The 20,850-nt window shown below is 70.3% G+C and carries 14 protein-coding genes; 5 read left to right on the plus strand and 9 right to left on the minus strand.

All coding sequences use genetic code 11. From position 1 onward, the window contains the following. Nucleotides 1–21 precede the first annotated feature (21 nt). From DQ384_RS31030 to DQ384_RS31050, 5 genes are all read right to left on the minus strand, one after another. A complete protein-coding gene (locus tag DQ384_RS31030) occupies nt 22–1,992 on the minus strand; it encodes a glycosyl hydrolase family 28 protein (protein WP_114032427.1) in 1,971 nt (656 codons plus the stop codon). Between the two features lies 1 nt (nt 1,993). Then, a complete protein-coding gene (locus DQ384_RS31035; protein WP_114032428.1) occupies nt 1,994–3,823 on the minus strand; it encodes a glycosyl hydrolase family 28 protein in 1,830 nt (609 codons plus the stop codon). 11 nt (nt 3,824–3,834) lie between these two features. Next, nucleotides 3,835–5,037 carry a CBM35 domain-containing protein gene (locus DQ384_RS31040; RefSeq protein ID WP_114032429.1) on the minus strand — a complete coding sequence of 401 codons (1,203 nt, stop codon included), beginning with the start codon at nt 5,035–5,037 and terminating at the stop codon, nt 3,835–3,837. Beyond that, complete coding sequence (locus DQ384_RS31045) at nt 5,034–6,443, minus strand: glycosyl hydrolase family 28 protein (RefSeq protein WP_114032430.1); 1,410 nt, start codon at nt 6,441–6,443, stop codon at nt 5,034–5,036. The genes DQ384_RS31040 and DQ384_RS31045 overlap by 4 nt, the downstream gene beginning before the upstream one ends. Before the next feature lie 71 nt (nt 6,444–6,514). Further along, a complete protein-coding gene (locus DQ384_RS31050; RefSeq protein ID WP_114032431.1) occupies nt 6,515–8,944 on the minus strand; it encodes a PQQ-dependent sugar dehydrogenase in 2,430 nt (809 codons plus the stop codon). Between the two features lie 391 nt (nt 8,945–9,335). Here DQ384_RS31050 and DQ384_RS31055 point away from each other — a divergent pair, with 391 nt between their 5' ends. The 4 genes from DQ384_RS31055 (at nt 9,336) to DQ384_RS31070 (ending at nt 14,946) form a co-directional block, all read left to right on the plus strand. Beyond that, the gene (locus DQ384_RS31055) at nt 9,336–10,892 is read left to right on the plus strand and encodes a glycoside hydrolase family 88 protein (RefSeq protein WP_114032432.1); all 1,557 of its coding nucleotides are present in this window, start codon (nt 9,336–9,338) and stop codon (nt 10,890–10,892) included. A 175-nt stretch (nt 10,893–11,067) separates the two neighbouring features. Next, complete coding sequence (locus DQ384_RS31060) at nt 11,068–12,516, plus strand: FAD-dependent oxidoreductase (RefSeq protein ID WP_220183236.1); 1,449 nt, start codon at nt 11,068–11,070, stop codon at nt 12,514–12,516. 125 nt (nt 12,517–12,641) lie between these two features. Beyond that, nucleotides 12,642–13,319 carry a TetR/AcrR family transcriptional regulator gene (locus DQ384_RS31065; RefSeq protein ID WP_220183237.1) on the plus strand — a complete coding sequence of 226 codons (678 nt, stop codon included), beginning with the start codon at nt 12,642–12,644 and terminating at the stop codon, nt 13,317–13,319. A gap of 106 nt (nt 13,320–13,425) precedes the next feature. Further along, nucleotides 13,426–14,946: an MFS transporter gene (locus DQ384_RS31070; protein ID WP_114032433.1), complete on the plus strand. Its 1,521-nt coding sequence runs from the start codon at nt 13,426–13,428 to the stop codon at nt 14,944–14,946. Between the two features lie 185 nt (nt 14,947–15,131). Here DQ384_RS31070 and DQ384_RS31075 read toward each other — a convergent pair whose 3' ends face one another. Further along, nucleotides 15,132–17,240: an alpha/beta hydrolase gene (locus DQ384_RS31075; RefSeq protein ID WP_114032434.1), complete on the minus strand. Its 2,109-nt coding sequence runs from the start codon at nt 17,238–17,240 to the stop codon at nt 15,132–15,134. After that, a complete protein-coding gene (locus DQ384_RS31080; protein WP_114032435.1) occupies nt 17,135–18,001 on the minus strand; it encodes a hypothetical protein in 867 nt (288 codons plus the stop codon). The genes DQ384_RS31075 and DQ384_RS31080 overlap by 106 nt, the downstream gene beginning before the upstream one ends. Before the next feature lie 171 nt (nt 18,002–18,172). On the opposite strand from DQ384_RS31080, the gene DQ384_RS41675 reads away from it, so the two are divergent. After that, nucleotides 18,173–18,328 (plus strand): hypothetical protein, encoded by a 156-nt coding sequence (locus tag DQ384_RS41675; protein WP_181871520.1) that lies wholly within the window; start codon nt 18,173–18,175, stop codon nt 18,326–18,328. A gap of 53 nt (nt 18,329–18,381) precedes the next feature. Here the strand turns inward: DQ384_RS41675 and DQ384_RS31085 are convergent, their stop codons facing one another. Continuing rightward, entirely contained in the window at nt 18,382–19,251 is an 870-nt protein-coding gene (locus DQ384_RS31085) for an LLM class F420-dependent oxidoreductase (RefSeq protein WP_114032436.1), read from the minus strand. Between the two features lie 277 nt (nt 19,252–19,528). Next, on the minus strand, nt 19,529–20,850 hold a 1,322-nt coding region (locus DQ384_RS31090), incomplete at its 5' end, for a galactose-binding domain-containing protein (RefSeq protein WP_181871521.1).

Below are 20,850 nucleotides of genomic sequence, written 5' to 3' on the forward strand. Positions count from 1 at the left end.
TCCTTCAGGTGGGGGGGCAGGTCACGGGCCCGTTCCGGTCGGGGCGAGGGACAGGTCGGTGGTGACCAGGACGCGGTCGAGCCGCGCCCCGTCCTCGCGGTAGGCGAAGGTGAGGGTGTGGTCGCCCGCGGCGAGGTCGTACGTCACGAGGGTGTCGGAGGCGGCGTCGTTGGTGATGTCCGCCCAGTGCCAGGAGGCTCCCGGGGCGATGTCGTTCCAGTTCACCCAGGCGCCGCCGTCGACCCTGACCCAGAACGAGTCGTCGGTGTCGGCGGGGGCGACGACCCGGCCCATGATCTTGTAGGTGCCGGCCGAGGGCACGTTCACGGTCACGGTGGCGTACCCCGAGGACGGCGCCGACGCCTGGCTGTTGTTGCCCGGGGCGACGGTCACGTACGACCCGCCCGACGCCGCGCCGTCGGACGCCCGCTGCATCGGCGCGGTGACGGTGCCGCCTTCGGCCTCGGTCGCGACCGTGACGGCGGGGCCGGAGGGCAGCGGGGTGGAGTTCGTCGCCCTGACCCGCAGCGCGCCGCCGGTGGTGTTCGTGCTGCCCCGCACGGCGTAGCCGGCGATGCCGCTGAACCCGGCGTCGTAGGCGCTGGACGAGCCGCGCTGCGCGACCACGCCGTCCAGCACGATGTTCGACCCGTCGTCGGCGATGACCGCGGGCCGGCCGTCGTTCGAGGTGAAGCGCAGGTCGCCGCCCAGGGTGATCCCCGTCGCGTGACGGATCCAGTAGCCGTACGACGGGCGGGGGCCGTAGTCGCGCGGCGGGTAGGTGGAGAGGAACTCGCCGGGCACGCGGGTGGCCTCGGAGGCCGGGTGCCCGCCGGGGACGGTCAGGTCGACGTTGTCGAGCGTGATGCCCGGCCCGATGTCGACCGCCGGGGTGCCGGTGAGCGTGCTGGAGTAGTCGGAGGCGCCGACCGTGCCGGTGACCACGGGCGCGGTCAGGTTCGTCCCGGTCACGTTGCTGATGGTGATGTTCCTGATCCGGCCGGCCGGGGGCGAGCCGGGGCAGCGCCTGCGCTCGCCGATCTTCATGAAGATCGGGGAGGTGGTCTTGGTGAGCGTGACGTGGTCGTAGTGGACGTCCTCGATCACCGCGCCGTCCATGGTGACGATGCCGATGCCGGCCTTGCCCGCGCCGAGGACCGTGATGTTGTCGAACCGGAAGTCGCGGAAGTCGCCGCAGGTCTCCGAGCCGAACTGGAGGGCGTTGTTCTCGTGGGAGTACACCGTCGTGTCCCGCACCCGGACGTTGCGGCTCGTGTAGGTGTGGCCGAGGGCGTAGTCGCTCTTGAAGACCAGCGCGTCGTCGCTCGCCTCGATGCGGCTGTTCGTGACCGTGACGTTCCAGCTGTTGATCAGGTTGATGCCGTCTCGGACGCCGGAGTCGGCGTAGACGGTCTTCAGGTCGTCGATCGTGAGGTCGTGACAGCCGTTGATGAGAGCGCCGAAGTGGCCGCCGCGGCGGATGGTCACCCCGGTGAGGCTGACGTTGGAGCACTCGGTGAGGACGATCGCCTTGTCGGCCTGGCCGGACGACGGATTGCCGGTGATGAGCTTGCCGTCCCCGTCGATGGTGCCGGTGCCTGTGATGTGGAAGTTGGTGATGCCGTTCCCCCACATCAGCGCGTTGTGGAAGTGGCTGTGCCCGTAGTCCTGGTAGTCGTCGTTGCCGTTGGACTCGGCGGCGTCCATCCCGCTGGACGCGGCGAGGATGACCGACCCGGAGTCGAGCCGGAGGGTGACGTCGCTCTTCAGGTGGATCGTCCGTGAGCGGTAACGGCCGGACGGGAAGACCACGATGCCGCCGCCGGCCGCGTTGGCGGCGTTGATCGCCCGGTCGATGGCGTCGTCGTCGTTGGTGGAGCCGTTGCCGGTGGCGCCGTAGTCGCGGACGTTGAACTCGGCCAGAGCCGAGGCGGGCGACTGCAGGCCCAGGGCCGTCAGCAGGAGAACCAGCAGGATGGCCGTTCTTCTCATGTCACGCCACCTCTATGTAGTCGAGGTTGGGGCACCCGCCGGCGGTGGTGGCGGTGAGCCGGATCGTGTTGGAGCCCGCGGTGAGCGGGACGGTGAGCGTGTCCGTCACCCAGGTGGTCCAGGCGCCGGTCCCGGTGTAGTCGCGGGTGGCCACCGTGGCGCCGTTGACGGCGACGGCCATGGGCCGGTTGGTGGTGGTGCCGTTGGCGTACCGGATGCGCAGCGTCCTGCCGCCCGCGGCGGCGGCCGGCACGGTGAACTCGACATGGCTGCCGGCGACGTTGTCGGCGTTGACGAAGCCGGTGCCGCTGAACCCGGCGTGGTTGGACTCCACGACGCCCTGCGAGATCGTCGCGTTCTCCGCCTCGTACCGGTCGGCGGGGGGCGGCTGGCTGTTCGATATGTCCTTGCCGTTGACCGAGACGCTCGTCAGCACCAGGTCGTCGACGTAGTTCACGATCGGCGTGGCCGTCGCGACGCGGGTGAACGTGCTGTTGGTGATCGTCACGTTCTTGATGTGGTCGCTGGATCGGCCGTCGAGGTCGAACGCCTGGTCCGCGCCGTCGATCGTGATCTGGTCGGCGGTGAAGTTCTGCACCACCGGCGGCAGCGAGCCACTCGTCTCGTAGTTGAGCGTGATGTAGAGCGCGGCGCGGTCCAGGTTCCTGCCGGTGAAGCGCCGCAGGTGCACGCCGTCGACGAAACCGCCCCGGTTGAAGCTGGTCTTGACGTACAGGGCGTACTTGCACGGGTAGCGTCCCGGGAAGTCGGCCGGGTTGACCTGGCAGTCCTCCGCGAAGACGTTCCGTACGCCGCCCGACATCTCACTGCCGATCGTGATGCCACCCCACCGGCCGCTGAACTTGCAGTTGCGGACCACGATGTTCTGGCTCGGCTTGTTGACGCGGCGCCCGTCGCGGTCGCGGCCCGACTTGACCGGAATGCAGTCGTCGTTGGTGTCGAAGGCGCAGTCGTGGATGTGGACGTCGGTGCAGGAGTCGGGGTCGACCCCGTCGCCCTGCGAGTTGGTGGTGCGGAAGGTGACGTTCCGCACGGTCACGTTCGTGCAGTACACCGGGTGCAGCGACCACATCGCCGGGTTGGTCAGCGTGACGCCCTCGACCAGGACGTTCGTGCAGTTGTAGAAGCCGATCATGTTGGGGCGCAGGGTCTGGCCCTCGCCGAACTGCCGCTGGGACACGGGGGTGTCGTCCGCGCCGTACTGCCGGAGCCGGTCACGCGACGCGCCGCCGCTGCCCATCGACGACCAGTCGCCGGAGGTCGCGTTGCCGTTGATCGTGCCCGTGCCGGAGATCGCGATGTTGGTCTTGCCGTTGGCGTAGATGAAGGGCGAGAAGTTGTAGCACTCGATCCCTTCCCAGCGGGTGAACACGGTGGGCATGTACGAGCCGTGGTCCGTACGGAAGCGGATGGTGCCGTTGACCTGCAGACGGACGTTGGACAGCATATGGATCTTGCCGGTCCTGAACGTCCCGGACGGCACCAGTACGGTCCCGCCTCCGGCGGCGTTGCACGCGACGATGGCGTCGCGGAAGGCGGAAGTGCAGTCGGTGCTGTTGTCGCCGGCCGCGCCGTAGCCGGTGATGTCGAAGGTCCGGTTGGGGAAGGCCGGGGGCACGATCCTCGCCAGGATCGCGGGGACCTGGTCCCACGGGGACGCGAGCAGCGCGGCCCGCGCGGCGGTGCCGGAGCCCGGACGGGCGACGGAGATGGCACTCGCGCCAGCGGCCGAGTTCACCGACACCGGCAGCAGGGCGCCGCCCGCGACCGCGCCGGTGATCCTCAGGAAGTCACGTCGGGAAGAACGCATGGGGGAGCCTCCTAGCCGATCGTGATGTTGTCGAGGTTGGGGCCGCCGTTCGCCGTGGTCCCGGTGGTCCTGATCGTGTTGGCGCCCGCCTTGAGCGGGACCGTCACGGTCGAGGTCTGCCACGTCGTCCACGCGCCCGTGCCGGGGAACGCCTTCGCGCCGGCCACGAGCGCGCCGTTGACCGTGATGTCCATCGGCCGGTTGACGGAGGTGCCGTTGGCGTACCGCAGGGTGAGGGTGGCGTTGCCCGCCTGCGCCGCGTTGACGGCGAACTGGGCGTATCCCCCCACCGCGTTGTCGAAGTTGACGAACCCCGTGCCGGTGAAGCCCGCGTGGTTGGACTCCACCACGCCGCCCGAGATCGTCGCGTCCTCGGCCTCGTGGCGGACGGGGGCCGACGAGACGAGCTGGTACGCCCGCATGTTGGTGAGCAGCAGGTAGCAGTCCTGCAACGAGCCGGAGGTGTCGCCGAGCGAGCGGTAGATGCCCCACTTGGGACGGACCCGGTCGGCCAGCCAGGTGTCCACGCCGGTGGCCGTGGAGTCCACCACCGTCGTGCCGGCGTCGCGCACGACGAACCGCAGCGAGCCGTCCGCGTCGCCGATCTTGACCTCGACCTCGACGTCGATCCACTTGTTCTGCAGCGGCGTGAGCGGGGTCTGGCCGACGATCTTGTCCGAGGTGAAGGCGTTCAGCTCGATCATCGGGGTGCCGCCCTGCCGCCGCAGCGACATCGTCATGATCGGCAGGGTGCCGGTGCCGGGCTGCTTGAGCTGCATGATGTGGGTGAAGGTCGTGGTGGCCTTCAGCGAGCCCGGGATGTACATGGAGTAGGTGAACCGCCAGGTCTCGCCGTACTTCATCACCAGGTACGGGCCCCCGGCCGGGGTGCGCATGCCGGTGACCTCCTGGCGCTGCCGGTCGGTCATGGTGTCGCGGTCGACCAGGTGCATGGTGAAGCGGAAGTCGTCGCCCTGCGGGAAGATGTGCGGCTGCCCGGCGGGGTGGGAGTCGGCGCGGTCGTCCTCGATGGTCTCGAACGCGTCCAGGCCGTCCCGGCTCGCGCTCGGAGACCAGCGGAGCTGCCAGGCGGCGGCCGCCTGCCGACCGGCCAGGTGCTGAACGGCCGCCTGCCGACCGGTCGTCGCGGACGCGGGGGCCGCCGTGGCGAGGAGCGCGAGGGCGCACAGGGTGACGAGTGGACGGGGCCTCATCGCGACACCACCTTGCCGTTGACCTGCACGTTGGTGAGCGTCACGTTGTCGGCGTTGCTGATCGACACCGAGCCGCTGTCCATGTGGGTGAAGGTGCTGTTGCTGACGGCGACGTTCCTGATATGGCTGGCGCTCGACCCGGAGAGCTTGATCGAGTACGGCGAGGTGTCGATGACCAGGCCGTCCACGGTGATGTTCTGGATGGTCGGGTTGACGATCGGGCCGTAGCCGGGGCCGGTCAGGCTGTAGTTCATGTCGATGTAGAACCCGCCCCTGTCGCACGGGCCGCCGGTGAGGTTCCGCACGTGGACCCCGTCCACGACCCCGCCGCGCCGGTTGTTGGTCTTGATGTAGACGGCGTAGAACGAGTGGTAGCTCGACCCTGCCTGGATCCTGTTGTCGCGCGCGAAGACGTTGCGCACGCCGCCGGACATCTCGCTGCCCACGGTGATCGCGCCCCACCGGCCGAGGTAGGTGTTGTTCTCGATGACGATGTTCTCGCTGGGCACGCCGACCCTGCGGCCGTCGGTGTCCCGGCCGGACTTGATGACCGTGCCGTCGTCGCCGGTGTCGAAGGTGCACCCGGTGATGTGGACGTCCGCGCTGCTCTCGGGGTCGCAGCCGTCCACCATCGCGCCCCGGCTGTAGACCTTGACGTTGCGCACGGTGACGTTGCGCGACAGCACCGGATGGATGGTCCACATGGCCGGATTCCGGATGTTCAGGTCCTCGACCAGGATGTTCGCGCAGTCGTAGAACTGGATCATGTTCGGCTTGAGGTAGTGCCCGTCGCCGAACCTGCGCTGGTCGACCGGCACGCCGTCGACCGCCATCTGCTGCAGCCGGTCCCAGTCGGGCCCGCGCTGGTCGTCGAAGCCGAACCACGGCCCGGCCGCCGCGTTGCCGTCGATCGTGCCGGGGCCGGTCAGGGCCACGTTCGTCTGGCCGTAGGCGTAGATGAAGGGCGAGTAGTTGTAGCACTCGATGCCCTGCCAGCGGGTGAACACGACGGGCAGGTACGACCCCGCGTCCGACCGGAACCGGATCGTGCCTCCGGCGTTGACGTGCAGGTTGACGTTGGACAGCAGGTGGATCTTGCCGGTCCGGAACTTGCCGGTGCCCGGGACGAGCACGGTCCCGCCTCCGGCGGCGTTGCACGCGGCGATGGCGTTTCGGAACGCCGGCGTGCAGTCGGTGGTGTTGTCCGGCTTGGCGCCGTAGTCGGTGATGTCGAAGGTGCGGTCGGGAAAGGTCGGAGGCGTGATCCTGGCGAGGATCGCCGGGACCTGGTCCCAGGGCGAGGCCGCCGCCGCGGATCCGTACGACGCACCGGCTCTCAGGCTGGGCAGCAGCAGGCCGCCGGCGACCACACCGCCGGTTCTGAGGAAATCTCTTCGGGATGGCATTGGGGGGACTCCATGGTGTCGGGGGGTGATCGCGCGGACGGCCAGCCTCCGTCCGCGTGATCGGGGTGTGGTCAGGAGACGGTGACGCGGAAGATCCGGTCCGAGCCGTCCGGTTGGCCTCCGTTGTTGTCGGCGTTGGTGGTCGAGAGCCACATCTGGTCGGCGCCGGGAACCTTGATCACGGTGCGCAGGCGCCCGTACGTCCCGACGTAGTACGCGGTCGGCGTGCCGGTGCTCTCACCGCTGCCGATCGGGATGCGCCACATGCGCTCGCCCTTCAGCGCGGCCATGTAGACCACGTCGCGGACGATGGCGATGGCGCTCGGCGAGGCCGTGGAGACCGACCACTGCCGTTTGGGGTTCTCCATGCCGGAGACGCTGCAACTGCCCTCGCAGGTCGGCCAGCCGTAGTTGAGCCCCGGCTTGATCAGGTTGAGCTCGTCGTACTGGCTGTTGCCGAACTCCGCCTCCCACAGCCGCCCCTGGGAGTCCCAGGCGATGCCCTGCGGGTTGCGGTGGCCGTAGCTGTAGACGAGCGTGCCGAACGGGTTGCCGGGGGCCGGCGTGCCGTCGGTCCTCATGCGCAGGACCTTGCCGTTGAGCGACGCCTTGTCCTGCGCGAGGTTGCTCTGCTGGGAGTCGCCGGTGGTCGCGTACAGGTACCCGTCCGGGCCGAAGGCGAGCCTGCCGCCGTTGTGGAAGCGGTTCTTGCGGATGCCCTGGACCAGGACCGTGTACGCCGACAGCGCGGCGCCGTTGTAGGTCATCCGGACGATCCGGTTGCCCTCCGACGCCGTGTGCATGAAGTACACGTAGTGGTTGGAGTTCCAGTTCGGGTCGACGGCGACGCCGAGCAGGCCGCCCTCGCCGTCGGTGGTCATCGCGTTGGGCACGGTGCCGACCTGGGTTCTGGCCCCCGCGAGGGTGACCTTGAAGACCTTGAACGAGTCGCGCTCGGTCACCAGCGCGGTCTGGCCGTCCGGCAGCCAGGCCATGCCCCACGGGATCGACCAGCCGGTCGAGATCGTGGTGATGCTCGACGGCACGCCGCCGCTGCACGAGCTCGTGGTGAACGACACCGTGTTGCTCTGCCCCGAGGTGTTGCCGGCGGCGTCCCTGGCCACGACGTTCAGCGTGTACGCCGTGTTGCAGGCCAGCCCGGTGACGGTGGTCGAGGTGGCCGGCGGGGCGCCCGTGACGGTCTTGTAGACCGTCGTGCCGCTGCGGACGTCGTACGCCGTCACGCCGCGGTCGTCGGTCGACCCGGTCCACGTCACGTTCGCGCTGTTGGACGTGACGTTCGACGAGGTCAGGCCGGACGGCGCGGTGGGCGCCCGGGTGTCGGAGCCGGCCAGGGTGGTGCAGATCGCCTGGGCGCTGCTCTGCGAGGTGTTGCCGGCCGCGTCGCGGGCGAAGACCGACAGGCGGTACTCGGTGTTCGGGGTGAGCCCGGTGAGGGTCCTCGACGTGGCGGTGCCCGCGGCCTCGCCGAGCTTGTTGCCGTCGTGGTAGATGTCGTACGCCGCCACCCCGACGTTGTCGGTGGAGGCGCCCCAGCTCAGGGTGAGGCTGTTCTCGCCGATGGCGGAACATGCCGGTTGACCTGGGACTGTCGGTCGCTCGGTATCGCCGTGAGCGCTCACGGAGAGGCGGTCGACGTTGGGGCCGCCGTTGTCGGTGGTCGCCGTGGCCCGGATCTTGTTGGACCCGGCGGCGAGGTCGGCGTTGACGGTCGCCGTCTGCCAGGTGTCCCATGAGCCGGTGCCGCCGAACGCCAGGTCGTTGGCCACGACGTTGCCGTTGACGCTGATGTCCATCGGGCGGTTGATCGTGGTGCCGTTGGCGTACCGCAGCGTGAGCGCCGAGGCGCCGGCGGTGGCCGCGCTGACCGTCCACTCGATGGAGCTGCCGGTGACGTTCACGTAGTCCACGAAGCCGGTCCCGGTGTAGCCGGTGTGGTTGGTGGCCACGGTGGCCTGGGACAGCGCCGCGTCCTCCGCCTGGTAGTCAGTGGCCGCCGGGGCGACGTCGAACTCCAGCCAGTCCAGGTTGGGGCCGCCGTTGTCGGTCGTGGCGGTCAGGCTGATCTTGTTGGAGCCGGCGTTCACCGGGGCGGTCAGCGTGCTGGTCGCCCAGGTGTCCCAGGAGCCGGTGCCGTTGAACGCGCGCGCCGCCGACACCACGGCGCCGTTAGCGCTCACGTCCATCGGGCGGTTGATCGTGGTGCCGTTGGCGTACCGGAGCGCGATGGTCGCCGTACCGGCCGCCGGGGCGTTCACGGTCCACTCGACGTACGCGCCGGTGATGTTGTCGCCGTTGACGAATCCCGTACCCGAGTAACCGGTGTGGTTGGACTCCACCACGCCCTGCGAGACGGTGGCGCCCTCCGCCTCGTAGCGGGTCGCCGCCGCTGCCGCCGGTGGCGCGCCGGCGAGTCCGATCAGTAGTCCTGCCGCGATGACGCACGTGGTCGCGGGCGCCCTGGGCCTTCGCGATCTCATCGATCCTCCTGCACGGATGGGGGGTCGCGGTGCCGGTAAAGGTTGGATCTTTGGACTGTGATCCCATAAATCAGGGCCTTTGTCAACATTCTTTCCGAATGTGGGCCGGTATCCCTGTGTCACACGACGGAAACATACGACGGGCGTCGAGGCAAGCCTGAACGGGATGTTCGGGTGGATGTTCTGCGAGGCTCTAGACGTACTGCGGTGGTTTGGCGTATCTCTTTCACCTAAGCGCGGGGCCAAGAGGTTGGATCTTTACCCGTGACTTCACTCAAGGTCGCCACCGTCGGTGTGGCGTGTGACCCCGCCGGGTTGCGTCGGGGTGCTCGGATCGGCAGTCACGATACATCGGAGGTATGGGCTTAGCCTCGCCCTTTGACGCAAGGAGATGACCACGTTGCGCCTGGCTCTCACCCTCGCTCTCACCGCATTGGCCTTACCATTGGCACCCGTCACGGCCGCCCAGGCGGCGGTCGTCCGCTACGAGGCGGAGGACGCGACGATCGCGCGCGGCGCCGTCGAGTCCAACCACCCGGGCTTCACCGGCGCCGGGTTCGTCAACTACGACAACGTCACCGGCTCGTACGTGGACTGGACCGTCGACTCGCCGCGCGCGCAGACCGTCACGCTGACCCTCAGGTACGCCAACGGCACCACTGCCGAACGGCCGATGGACGTGAGCGTTAACGGCACCGTGGTCTCGGCCGCGCGGTCGTTCCCCGGCACCGGATCCTGGACCAACTGGGCGACGGCCACGCTGACCGCCTCGCTCGGCGCCGGGACCAACCATGTCCGCGCGACCGCGACGACCGCCGGTGGCGGCCCCAACGTCGACTCGCTGTCGGTCGACGACCAGACCCAGCCCGCGACGGACTGGTCCAAGGCCGTCGTGGACTCCACCATGGCCCGCTTCACGCCGTCGTCCATCGGTGGCTGGAGCTATCCGGTGGGGCTCTACCTGTACGGCCAGCACCTCGTCTACCAGCGCACCCACGACCCCCGCTATCTGCAGTACATCAAGGACTGGGCCGACCGCTTCGTGGACGGCGGCGGGAACATCAGCCAGAGCTTCAACAACCTGGACAGCATGGAGGCGGGGAACGTCCTGCTCATCCTGTGGCAGGAGACCGGCCAGGCGAAGTACCGCACGGCGGCGCAGAAGATCAGGAACCGGCTGAACACCTATCCGCGCACCTCCGACGGCGGTTTCTGGCACTCCACCTCCGACTCCCGGCAGGGCCAGCTCTGGGCGGACGGCACGTTCATGGTGAACCCGTTCCTCGCCCGGTACGGCCGGCTGTTCAACGACGCCACGTACGCGAACAACGAGGTCGCCAAGCAGCTCGTCGTCTACGACGACCACCTCCGGCGCGCTTCGGGCCTGCTCTACCACGCCTACGACGAGCCCGGAGGGCTCACCGCGAGCTGGGTGCACCCCGAGTCCGGCAACACGAACGGCCTGTCCTGGTGCCGGGCCATCGGCTGGTACGGCATGGCGGTGACCGACGTGCTGGAGATCATTCCCGCGTCCCACCCGCAGCGGGCCGCGCTGGTCGGCATCGTCCGCGACCTCGTCGCCGCGTTCGCCCGATACCAGGACCCGGCCACCGGGCGCTGGTTCCAGGTCGTCGACCAGGAGAGCGATCCGGGCAACTGGACCGAGACCTCCTGCTCGGCGATGTACACGTTCACGATCTCGCGGGCCGTCGAGCGCGGGTACGTGGACGCGAGCTACAAGGCGAACGCCACGCGCGGCTACCAGGGCGTGCTGCAGAAGGTCTCGATCGGCTCCGACGGCCGCACCAACGTCGCCGACATCTGCATCGGCACGAACGTGGACGACGTCACGAGCTTCTATTTCGGGCGCCCCCGGGCGACCAACGACTTCCACGGGCTGGGCGCATTCCTGATCATGAATGAACAGATGATGCGAACGGGTTCCTGAGCGATCGGATACGGCACTTGGCCGTTTTCGCGAAGAATGCGAATAATGCCGCTTTCTTCGTGAAAAGACGCATATCAAGGGGTCTGCTGATGCCGACGGCAGACCCCTTCGCGAGGTCCTGATTTATGGTGAAATTTCCTCTATAACCTGGCGGGCAACAGGCGAGGAGACCCCCATGCCGACCTCAGTATCGCGCCAGTTCTCCGACATCGGCACCCCACGGCCGCCGGAAGGCGCCAAGGTGATCATGCGGCGTGCCGTCGTCCTCGGCGCGAGCATGGCGGGTCTGCTCGCCGCGCGCGTGCTCAGCGACCACGCGGACGAGGTCCTGATCATCGAGCGGGACGGTTCGGACGTGGACGACGGCCCGCGTCCCGGCGCGCCGCAGGGAAGCCAGGTGCACGCGCTGCTGCCCGCGGGCCAGCTCCAGCTCGAACGCTGGTACCCCGGGTTCACCGAGGCGGCCATCGCCGCGGGCGCGGTCGTGCCTCCCCCTGACGGCGTGCGGTTCTACGTCGAGGGGGTCCTGCGTACGGCCCCGCCCGTCCCGCCGACGGGGCAGGCGACGACGCTGGTCAGCACGCGGCCCTTCCTGGAGGCCATGGTCCGGCACCGGACCATGGCCATCGGCAAGATCCGGCTCGTCGTCGGCCGCGCCGAGGGCCTAATCTTCGACGGCGACCGGGTCACCGGCGCGCGGTACGTCCCCGAGGGCGCGGACGAGATCGTCACCGAGAGCGCGGACCTGGTGGTCGACGCCATGGGCCGTTCCAGCCGGCTCGGCGACTGGCTGGAGGAAAATGGCTGGCCCCGGCCGCCGATGCTCCGCATGCCCATCAAGCTCAACTACGCCACCGCCCTGTTCAGGCGGGACGAGCGGATCAGCGACGTCTGGGTCGCGGTGTCCACGGCGTCCGCGGACGAGGCGCGCGGGAAGGTCGCCAGGATCGGCGGCTTCCACGTGGTCGAAGGCGACAAGTGGATCATGCTGGTCTCGGGATACGACGACGACCGTCCCACGCGCGACGTCGAGGACTTCACCCGGCGCGCCCGCGCCCACTTCCCCACCCCCTTCGGGGACATCGCCGAGCGCGCCGAGATGATCGGTGAGGTGATCACCTACCACCAGGCGGACAGCAGGCGGCGCGACTTCCACAAGCTCGACCGCCTCCCCGCCGGGCTGGTGGCCGCCGGCGACGCCGTCGCCTCGTTCAACCCCGTCTACGGGCAGGGCATGACGTCGGCCGCGCTGCACGCCTCCTGCCTGTCGGCCTACCTGCGCTCCGGCCCGTCGCCGGACGCCCCCGCGCGGGCGTACTTCGAGCAGGTCCGGGTCGTCGTGGACGCCGCCTGGCAGACCTCGACGTTCTCCGACCTCTCGTTGCCCCATGTGGACGGCCCGTACCCGCCCGCGTACAAGCTCACCAAGTGGATCAGCGACGTGGTGTTCGCGGCGTCGATGACCGACGCCGCGGTCAACCGGCGGCTGGACGCGGTCATGACCATGCGGGCGCACCCGAACACGCTGATGCGGCCGGGCACGGTGCTGCGGGCGCTCTGGCTTAGTGCTGTGCGCGGTGTGGCGCGTTCCCGCCGCTCCGAGGTGTCGCCCGCGGCCGGTTGACCCGCTGTGTGACGCAGTTCACAGGAAGGTGGGAAATAACCGGGGATGCCGTCCCCGTTTGCACGTACGCACCGATCCGGGGAGTTCGTCCCCGGATCGCGTACAGGGAACAGGGGGACGTCGCCGTGGGGACCGTCAGCACGACCGCCGAACGCGGGCACGCCACCCGGATGCGGGCGGACGCGTCGCGCAACCGGGAACGCATCGTGGCCGCCGCGCGCGAGGCGTTCGTCGAGTACGGCGCCGAGGTGACGCTCGACCAGATCGCGCGGCGGGCCGGGGTGGGGAACGCCACCATCTACCGGCACTTCGCCGACCGTCCGGAGCTGTTCCGCCAGGTCATGCTGGCGGTCATCGACCGGGTCGTCGAGCTGGCCGAGTCGGCGCTCGCGGAGGAGCCGGACGCGTTCGAGGCGCTGCGGCGCTTCGTCCACGGCGCGGCCGACGAGCGCATCGGAGCCCTCTGCCTGATCGTGTCCGACGGCTGCGAGAGGATCGCCGCCGAGCTCACCGACAAACGCGTTCGCCTTGAACGCGCCGTTCAGGCCATAGTGGACCGGGCACGCGACGCCGGCCTGCTGCGGCCGGACGTGACCCCCGGCGACATCATGATCGCACTGCCCAAGCTCACCCGGCCGCTGCCGGACACCGGGTGCCTGAATCTCGACAGGTTCGTCGATCGCCATCTGGAGCTGTTCCTCGACGGCCTCCGCGCTCCGGCGCGGTCCATCCTGCCCGGTGCGGGAGCGACCTTCGAGGACCTCCAGCGGCACCGCACGACGACCACCACCCCCGTCGCCTGAGGTCCCTGACCGGCCTCGACCACCACACCTTCGACATCTCTCAGCCGGTGAGCTTCCGCTGACCACCTGCTGATTCACATCCTCCGCACCGTGAGTGAGTCAACGCATGCCTGAAACAGCCCAGGTCCTCCCGGACCCCCGGCGCTGGAAAGCCCTCGCATTCATCGCCATAGCCCAGCTGATGGTCGTGCTCGACGCGACGATCGTGAACATCGCCCTGCCGTCCGCCCAGGTGGACCTCGGCATCTCCGACGCCAACCGCCAGTGGGTGATCACGGCGTACGCCCTCGCCTTCGGCGGGCTTCTCCTGTTCGGCGGGCGCATCTCGGACCTGTGGGGCCGCAAGCGCGCCTTCACCGCCGGTCTGATCGGCTTCGCCGCCGCCTCCGCCATCGGCGGGGCCGCCGCCAACGAGGCCATGCTCCTCGGCGCCCGAGCCCTGCAAGGCGCGTTCGGCGCGCTGCTCGCGCCCGCCGCGCTCTCCCTGCTCGCGGTGATGTTCACCGACGCCAAGGAGCGCGCCAAGGCGTTCGGCATCTACGGCGCCATCGCGGGCGGCGGCAGCGCCGTCGGCCTGATCCTCGGCGGCTTCCTCACCGAGTACCTCGATTGGCGCTGGACGTTCTACGTCAACATCCCCTTCGCCGCCCTCGCCGTCGCGGGCGCCTTCCTCGTCATCCGCGAGCCCGCCGTCGGGCACAACTCCAGCGGACTGGACATCCCGGGCGTCATCCTGGCCACCCTGGGCCTGGTGTCCCTGGTCTACGGCTTCACCCGCGCCGAATCGGACGGATGGGGCGCGGGCGTGACCATCGGCCTGTTCGTCGCGGCCGTCGTGTTCCTCGCCGCGTTCGTCGCGGTCGAGAGCAGGGTTCGGGCGCCCCTGCTCCCGCTGCGCGTGCTGACCGACCGCAACCGCGCCGGGGTGTACCTGTCGCTGGGGCTGGCCGTCATCGGGATGTTCGGCCTGTTCCTGTTCCTGACCTACTACCTGCAGGTCGTCAAGGGGTACTCGCCGGTCCTGACGGGCTTCGCCTTCATGCCGATGGTCGCGGGCATGATCACCGGCTCGACGCAGATCGGGGCCCGCCTGATGAACCGCGTCCCGCCGCGGCTGCTGATGGCGCCGGGCTTCCTGGTCGCCGCGATCGGCATGCTCATCCTCACCCAGATGCAGCCGGACAGCTCGTACGCCGGCCTGGTGCTGCCCGCGCAGATCCTGCTCGGCCTCGGCATGGGCACGGCGTTCATGCCGGCGATGAGCCTGGCGACGTCCGGCGTCCAGCCGCGCGACGCCGGGGTGGCCTCCGCGATGGTCAACACCTCGCAGCAGGTCGGCGGCGCGATCGGCACCGCCCTGCTCAACACCATCGCCGCCGGCGCGGCCACCACGTGGGTCGCCGCGCACGCCGCCCAGGCGCGGACGCTCGGCGAGGTCGCCTTCGCCAACCAGGCGGCGGTGCACGGGTACTCCGCCGCGATCTGGTGGGCGGTCGGCATCCTGGTCGTGTCGGCGGCCATCGTGCTCACGCTCGTCACCACCGGCGGCCAGGGAGGCGCCCCCGCCGCCGCGTCCGACGAGGACGGAGAGGCGGACGCCCCGGCGATCCCGGTGCTCGCGCACTGACCCGGTTCGGTCCGAGGGCGGCGCACCGACCCCGGGTTCCGCCCGCCGGACTGACCCGGTTCTGTCGGAAGCCGGCGCACTGACCCGGTCCCGATGAAGAAGGCCACTCCCGATCGCGGGAGTGGCCTTCTGCGTCCGGTGAGACCGGGCCGGCGCCGCGGGTGTGCGGGCCGTGCCCGGCGGCGTCAGTGGGTCCTGACCTTCACCCTCGCCTCGGTGGTGTACCGCGAGCCGGCGCCGAGGGCGGTGAGCACGATCGTGCCGCCGGAGGTCGCGGACGGGATCGCCGCCGTGAACGACACCGTGCCGTCGGCGGACGCGAGCGCCCGCCCGAGCGAGGTCGCGTCCAGGCGGAACTCCACACTCTCCCCGGCCCGGTAGCCTCGGGCGCTCAGCGTCACGGTCGCCCCGGGGACGACCGCGCCCTTGACCAGCAGGCGGCCCGGCCGCTGCGACGCGGCGTACTCGTCGCAGACGTCGCCGGGGACGCCGACCTCGGGGGCTGGGGCGCCGCGGGTGACGCCGTCGTCCTCGCGGACGGTGAGGGTGCCGAAGCCCTTGTCGCCCATCACCCCGCCGGCCACGTTCGTCGCCGACACCTTGAACGACGTGGACGCGGTGGCGCTCGGGAGCGCGTCGCCGAGCGTCGCGACCGGCACCGCCACGCAGACCTGGCCGGGGGCGAAGGTCACCGGGCGCATCGAGGCCCCGGACTGCCCGGCCGGGGAGTTGTACACGCTGACGTAGGCGGAGACGGGGTGGCCGGCCCGCTCGGACAGCACCGCCGCGACCTCGGCCGTCCCCGGCCCGGAACCCTCCTCGACGTTCGCGGGGACGACGTTCACGGTCGCCTGCCGCGCGGGGACGCGCGCGCCCACGCCCCGGTTCTCGGCCGACAGGTCGGAGATGTACACCCCGCCGGACGCCGCGCCGTCCGCGCCCGCCGCGGCCGTGAACCGCACCTCGCGCACGTCGGTCAGCCGGAGCCGGGTGAGCGACGAGGTGGGGATCGTCACCTGCTGGAGGATCACCTTGCGCAGCCACGGTGAGCTGACGCCCGGCATGCGGGTGACGGCCGCCGGGTTGAGCTGGGAGACCGGCGCGGACCAGGCGCGTCCCGTGCCGTCGATGACGCTGACGACGAGGTCGGTCGCGGTGGGCACGAACTCGTCGGCGGCGACCTTCACCGAGATCTGCTCGAAGCGGCTGATGTTCCGGGCGGCGGGCGGCACCGTGACGCGCACCTGCCCGCTCCCCGACGTCCACTTCATGTGCAGCATCGGCGTGGACGGGATGTTCCACGCCCACAGCGCGGGCGACCAGTGCGGGACGGCGGCCTGGTTGAGCGTGGTGGAGCAGTACGGCGACGCCTGCGGCAGCGTCACGCCGCCGGCGCCGCCCATGCTCGCGCACACCTCGGCGGTGGCGTCACCCGAGACGCGGACGGACCGGTCCTGCCGCTCGAAGGTGTTGATGTCCACCCGCGACCGCGCCGGCTGGGTGGCGGTCGAGGTGACCCGCGCGAACGACGTCTCGGGTGGCGTCACGGCCGAGCCGTCGAACAGCGGCAGGAACCGCTTCTCGCCGCCGAGCGCGAGCCGGAAGAAGGCCGGGATGTACGTCGCGCCGACCTGGACCTGCTGGTCAGGGGTGAGCCGGGTGGTGGTCGCGGCCTTGGGGTCGCACACCGGGTCGGAGACGCCCTCGGCGAAGGACCAGTCGTCGCCGGTCCCGGCCGGCCAGCCGCCGGGCGTCCAGATGGTGTTGAAGTAGTTGTGGTTGGCGCCCATCACCAGCACCGCCGAGCGGAGCACGTTGTCGCCGAAGCTGTGCCGCGAGTCGTCGACGATGTGCTGGCCCATCAGGTTCTCCACGTCGCCGTCGCAGTACGGCAGGATCGTCGCCGTCGCCACGTTCGGCAGGGAGATCCGGTCGTAGTCCACGGGCGCGAGCGGCAGGACCGCCTTGATGCCGAACTGCTGCCACACGGGCAGGGCGTCGTTGAGGGTGGAGGCGGCCACCACTCCCTCACCGCCCCGGGAGTGGCCCATGATGCCGACGTCGCCGAGGTCGAGCCGCCCGACCAGGTCGCGCGGCGTGATGTCGCCGGTGAGGGCCTGGTCGAGGCTCACGTCCCGGTTCGTGAACGCGTCGTGGTAGACGACGCGCTCGCCGGCGTCGGCCTTCTTCAGCATCCGCAGGGTGTCGAGGACCAGCCCGCCCCGGGCCTGGGCGCCGTAGTCGGCGGCGAGCTGGTTGTCGTTGGCGTTGACGGCGTTGGCCGAGATGGACACGACGGCGTACCCGTTGCTCGCGAGGGCGCGGGCCGGGGCGTCGTAGCGAGGTGGCTCGGGATCGTCTTGCGGTCGGCGGTGCTGTCGGGGGACGTGCGGCAGGGCCAGCGCGCGGGGTTGGGCGCGCCGGAGCCGTAGCACGAGGAGTGGCGGCCGTGCAGGAAGATCACGACGGGCTTCTCGCCGCGGCCGTCGGGCAGGTAGATCTTGCCGGTGAGCTCGCCGCGGATCCCGCCGATGTTCAGCAGGGGAATGGCCTGGTCACCGAAGTCGTAGACGGCCTCGGAGACGTGGTAGGAGCCGGAGGCCGGGGGGACGGGGCGCAGGAGCTTCGGCGTCATCTCGGGCGTGGCCGGTGGCGGGGCCGGGGACGCGGCGTCGTCCGGCGCCGGGCCGAAGGCGTCGGTGGTGACCGATCGGGCCTGCGTCACCGAGGGGTCGGTGGTGACCAGCGACAGGGACGTCCCGTCGGCGGACTCGGTCGCGGGGCCGAGGATCCTGCCGTCCACCGAGAGGGTGGGGGCGCTCGCGGTGACGGGGAGCGGTTCGGCGAGGTCGAGGGTGACCCGGAAGCCGCCCGCCACCCGGGTGACGTGCCACCCGGGGCCGGAGGCGACCTCGTCGGAGGGAGCGGGCTCTACCGGGGCTGAGGGGGTGGGGGTGGGCTCCGCCGAGGCGGTGCCCGTGATGAGGGTGGCGGGAAGGCATGCGAGGGCGATTACCGCGGCGAGGCGTCTCGCGCGGTGGGGGAGTTCGAACACGTGGGGGGCCTTACTCAAGCGAACCGAATGCGCCCGCCGCCGCCTGGATCAGCGGCGCACGCTGAGCGATTCGCACCATATGACCGGTTTGTGAACGCCGGTGAGCGATCATGTTACCGGGCTGTTCCGCGCCCTCCGTGGCCTTGTCGCCTCGCGGGGACGAGGCGGCTCGTGGCGCACCCGCGCGCGCATCCGGACGACCGGGCCGTACTCGCCGGGCGGCCGCACCTCGACCGCGACGACGGTGATTCTGTGGCGTCCACGCTCACCCTGTTCCTGGCGCGGCCGTGGAACACCGCCCCCAGGGACGACGGCGTCACGGCGTAGCTCCGCGTCGACCGACAGCCCGTCCCCGGAGGCGTGCCGAGGCCGGCCGGAGCCTAGCCTTTCCGCAGGCCGAGGATCTCGGAGGCGCCCCGCAGGGCCTCCAGGTGGTCGTCGACCGTGCGCAGGCCCGCGTTCATGGTGTTGATCGCGAGGTGCGTGGCGCCCGCCTCGCGCCAGCGGCGGGCCAGGTCCTCCAGCTTCCCGGCGTCAGGCGTCCAGGCGAGGCGGCCTTCCATGCCGAGGGACGACGGGTCGCGGCCCGCCTGCCGCGCGCCCTCCTCCACGATCGCCTTCGCCTCGTCCAGCTCGGGGCCGGGGGGCATCTGCGGGAGCCAGCCGTCGCCCATCCGGCCCGCGCGGCGGTACGCGGGCGGTGACTGGGCGCCGAACCAGATCGGGATCGGCCGCTGTACGGGCAGCGGCGCCAGGCCCGCGCCGACCACGCGGTCGAAGGCGCCCTCGAAGGTGACCGACTCCTCCGTCCACAGCCTGCGGAGCAGCACGACCTGCTCCTCGATGCGCTTGCCGCGCGTGCCGAAGTCCTGGCCGAGGGCCTCGTACTCGACGCGGTTCCACCCCACCCCCACACCGAGGCGGAACCGGCCGCCGGTGAGCAGGTCGACCTCCGCCGCCTGCTTGGCCACCAGGGCCGTCTGCCGCTGGGGAAGGATCAGGATGCCGGTGATGAACTCCAGCGAGGTCAGCGCGGCGAGGTGGCCGAACATGACCAGCGGCTCGTGGAACGTCGAGTGCAGGTCGTAGGGGCCCTGGAAGTCCTTGTGGACGGCCCGGTCCGCGCCGAGGACGTGGTCGTAGGCCATCACGTGCCGGTAGCCGAGCTCCTCGACCCCCTGCCCGTAGGCGCGCAACGCGCCCGCGTCCGCGCCGATCTCGGTCTGGGGAAAGACGACACCGATCTGCATGCGTGGCTCCCGTCGAACTGTCAGGCGAACTCGCCGGCCGTCCTCGCGTCAATGTATCGAGACGGGGGTTCCAGACCGCCGATCGACAGGCCGGGGGCCGATTCGTTGATTCGTACGGATTCGGCAATGCGGTCGCGGCGGCGTTCCCCGCGACATCCGTCCGTCCTGGAGAAGGCGGTCTTCCCAGCTCGGCCCCGAGTACGCGGGCCTGCTCAGGGACGGGTGAGGATCACCAGCGTGCCCGGCCCCGACCCTGGCGACGAAGCCGGGCGGGTGATCACGCCGTGTACACCTCGACCTCGGAGAGCTGGCCCGCGGGCCAGCCGGTGTTGCCGGTGATGTTCAGCCGGACGTAGCGGGCCGAGGTCTGGGTGAAGGTGATGGTGGCGGTGTTGCCGGTGGCCGGGTTGAAGGTGTATCCGGTCGAGCCGGCGATCGTGGTGAACGAGGTTCCGTTGGTGCTGCCCTGGACCGACAGTGTCTGGGTGCGGGTCGCCCAGGAGGAGGACGGCGGGAGCTTGAGCACGATCCGTCCGATGCTGGCGGCGGAGCCGAGGTCCACCTGGATCCACTGCGGGAAGGCGTTGTTGGCGCTTTCCCAGTAGCTGTTGGCGTCGCCGTCCACCGCGTTGGAGGAAGCGAAGTTCTGCGTGTGGCTGCTCTCGGACGTCGCCTTGCCCCGCGCCAAATTGGTGTTCGGGGCCGCGTCCGTGGTCGCGGTCACGGCGTTCGACGCGGGCGAGGTGTTGCCGGCCGCGTCCTGCGCGGTGACGGTGAAGGTGTAGGACGTCCCCGGGTTCAGGCCGGTCACCGTGTGCGTGGTGCCCGTCGTGGAGGCCGTGACCGTGCCGCCGGTTCGCACCTGGTAGCCGGTTACGCCCACGTTGTCCGTGGAGGCCGACCACGAGAGCGACACGGAGGTCGCCGTCTTCCCCGTCACCGTCAGGTTGCCCGGCGCGGACGGCGGCTGCGTGTCACCTCCGGCGGTGGTGCCGTACACCTCGAACTCGGAGAGCTGGCCGGCGGGCCAGCCGGTGTTGCCGGTGATGTTCAGCCGGACGTAGCGGGCCGAGGTCTGGGTGAAGGTGATGGTGGCGGTGTTGCCGGTGGCCGGGTTGAAGGTGTATCCGGTCGAGCCGGCGATCGTGGTGAACGTGGTCCCGTTGGTGCTGCCCTGGACCGACAGTGTCTGGGTGCGGGTCGCCCAGGAGGAGGACGGCGGGAGCTTGAGCACGATCCGTCCGATGCTGGCGGCGGAGCCGAGGTCCACCTGGATCCACTGCGGGAAGGCGTTGTTGGCGCTTTCCCAGTAGCTGTTGGCGTCGCCGTCCACCGCGTTGGAGGAAGCGAAGTTCTGCGCGTGGCTGCTCTCGGACGTCGCCTTTCCCCGTGCCAGGTTGGGGTCCCCGCCGCCGGGGTCGCCGATCCACGGCTGCGTGGGACGGATGGCGGTCAGCGCGATCTGGCCCTTGAGCATGCGGCCGCCGTCGCCGGTGAGGCGCAGGTAGTAGTCGGAGGAGCAGCGGGTGCCGTCCTCGTCCAGGGCGAGCATGCCGGAGTTCGTGGGGACCATCGCGAGCGTCTCGGCGGACTTGGCGA

The sequence above is a fragment of the Sphaerisporangium album genome (assembly GCF_003323745.1).
Classification (GTDB): domain Bacteria; phylum Actinomycetota; class Actinomycetes; order Streptosporangiales; family Streptosporangiaceae; genus Sphaerisporangium; species Sphaerisporangium album.

Coding starts and splice junctions, on each gene's coding strand:
- DQ384_RS31030 (WP_114032427.1), bottom strand. CDS start 1,992: ATGAGAAGAACGGCCATCCTGCTGGTTCTCCTGCTGACGGCCCTGGGC.
- DQ384_RS31035 (WP_114032428.1), bottom strand. CDS start 3,823: ATGCGTTCTTCCCGACGTGACTTCCTGAGGATCACCGGCGCGGTCGCG.
- DQ384_RS31040 (WP_114032429.1), bottom strand. CDS start 5,037: ATGAGGCCCCGTCCACTCGTCACCCTGTGCGCCCTCGCGCTCCTCGCC.
- DQ384_RS31045 (WP_114032430.1), bottom strand. CDS start 6,443: ATGCCATCCCGAAGAGATTTCCTCAGAACCGGCGGTGTGGTCGCCGGC.
- DQ384_RS31050 (WP_114032431.1), bottom strand. CDS start 8,944: ATGAGATCGCGAAGGCCCAGGGCGCCCGCGACCACGTGCGTCATCGCG.
- DQ384_RS31055 (WP_114032432.1), top strand. CDS start 9,336: ATGACCACGTTGCGCCTGGCTCTCACCCTCGCTCTCACCGCATTGGCC.
- DQ384_RS31060 (WP_220183236.1), top strand. CDS start 11,068: ATGCCGACCTCAGTATCGCGCCAGTTCTCCGACATCGGCACCCCACGG.
- DQ384_RS31070 (WP_114032433.1), top strand. CDS start 13,426: ATGCCTGAAACAGCCCAGGTCCTCCCGGACCCCCGGCGCTGGAAAGCC.
- DQ384_RS31085 (WP_114032436.1), bottom strand. CDS start 19,251: ATGCAGATCGGTGTCGTCTTTCCCCAGACCGAGATCGGCGCGGACGCG.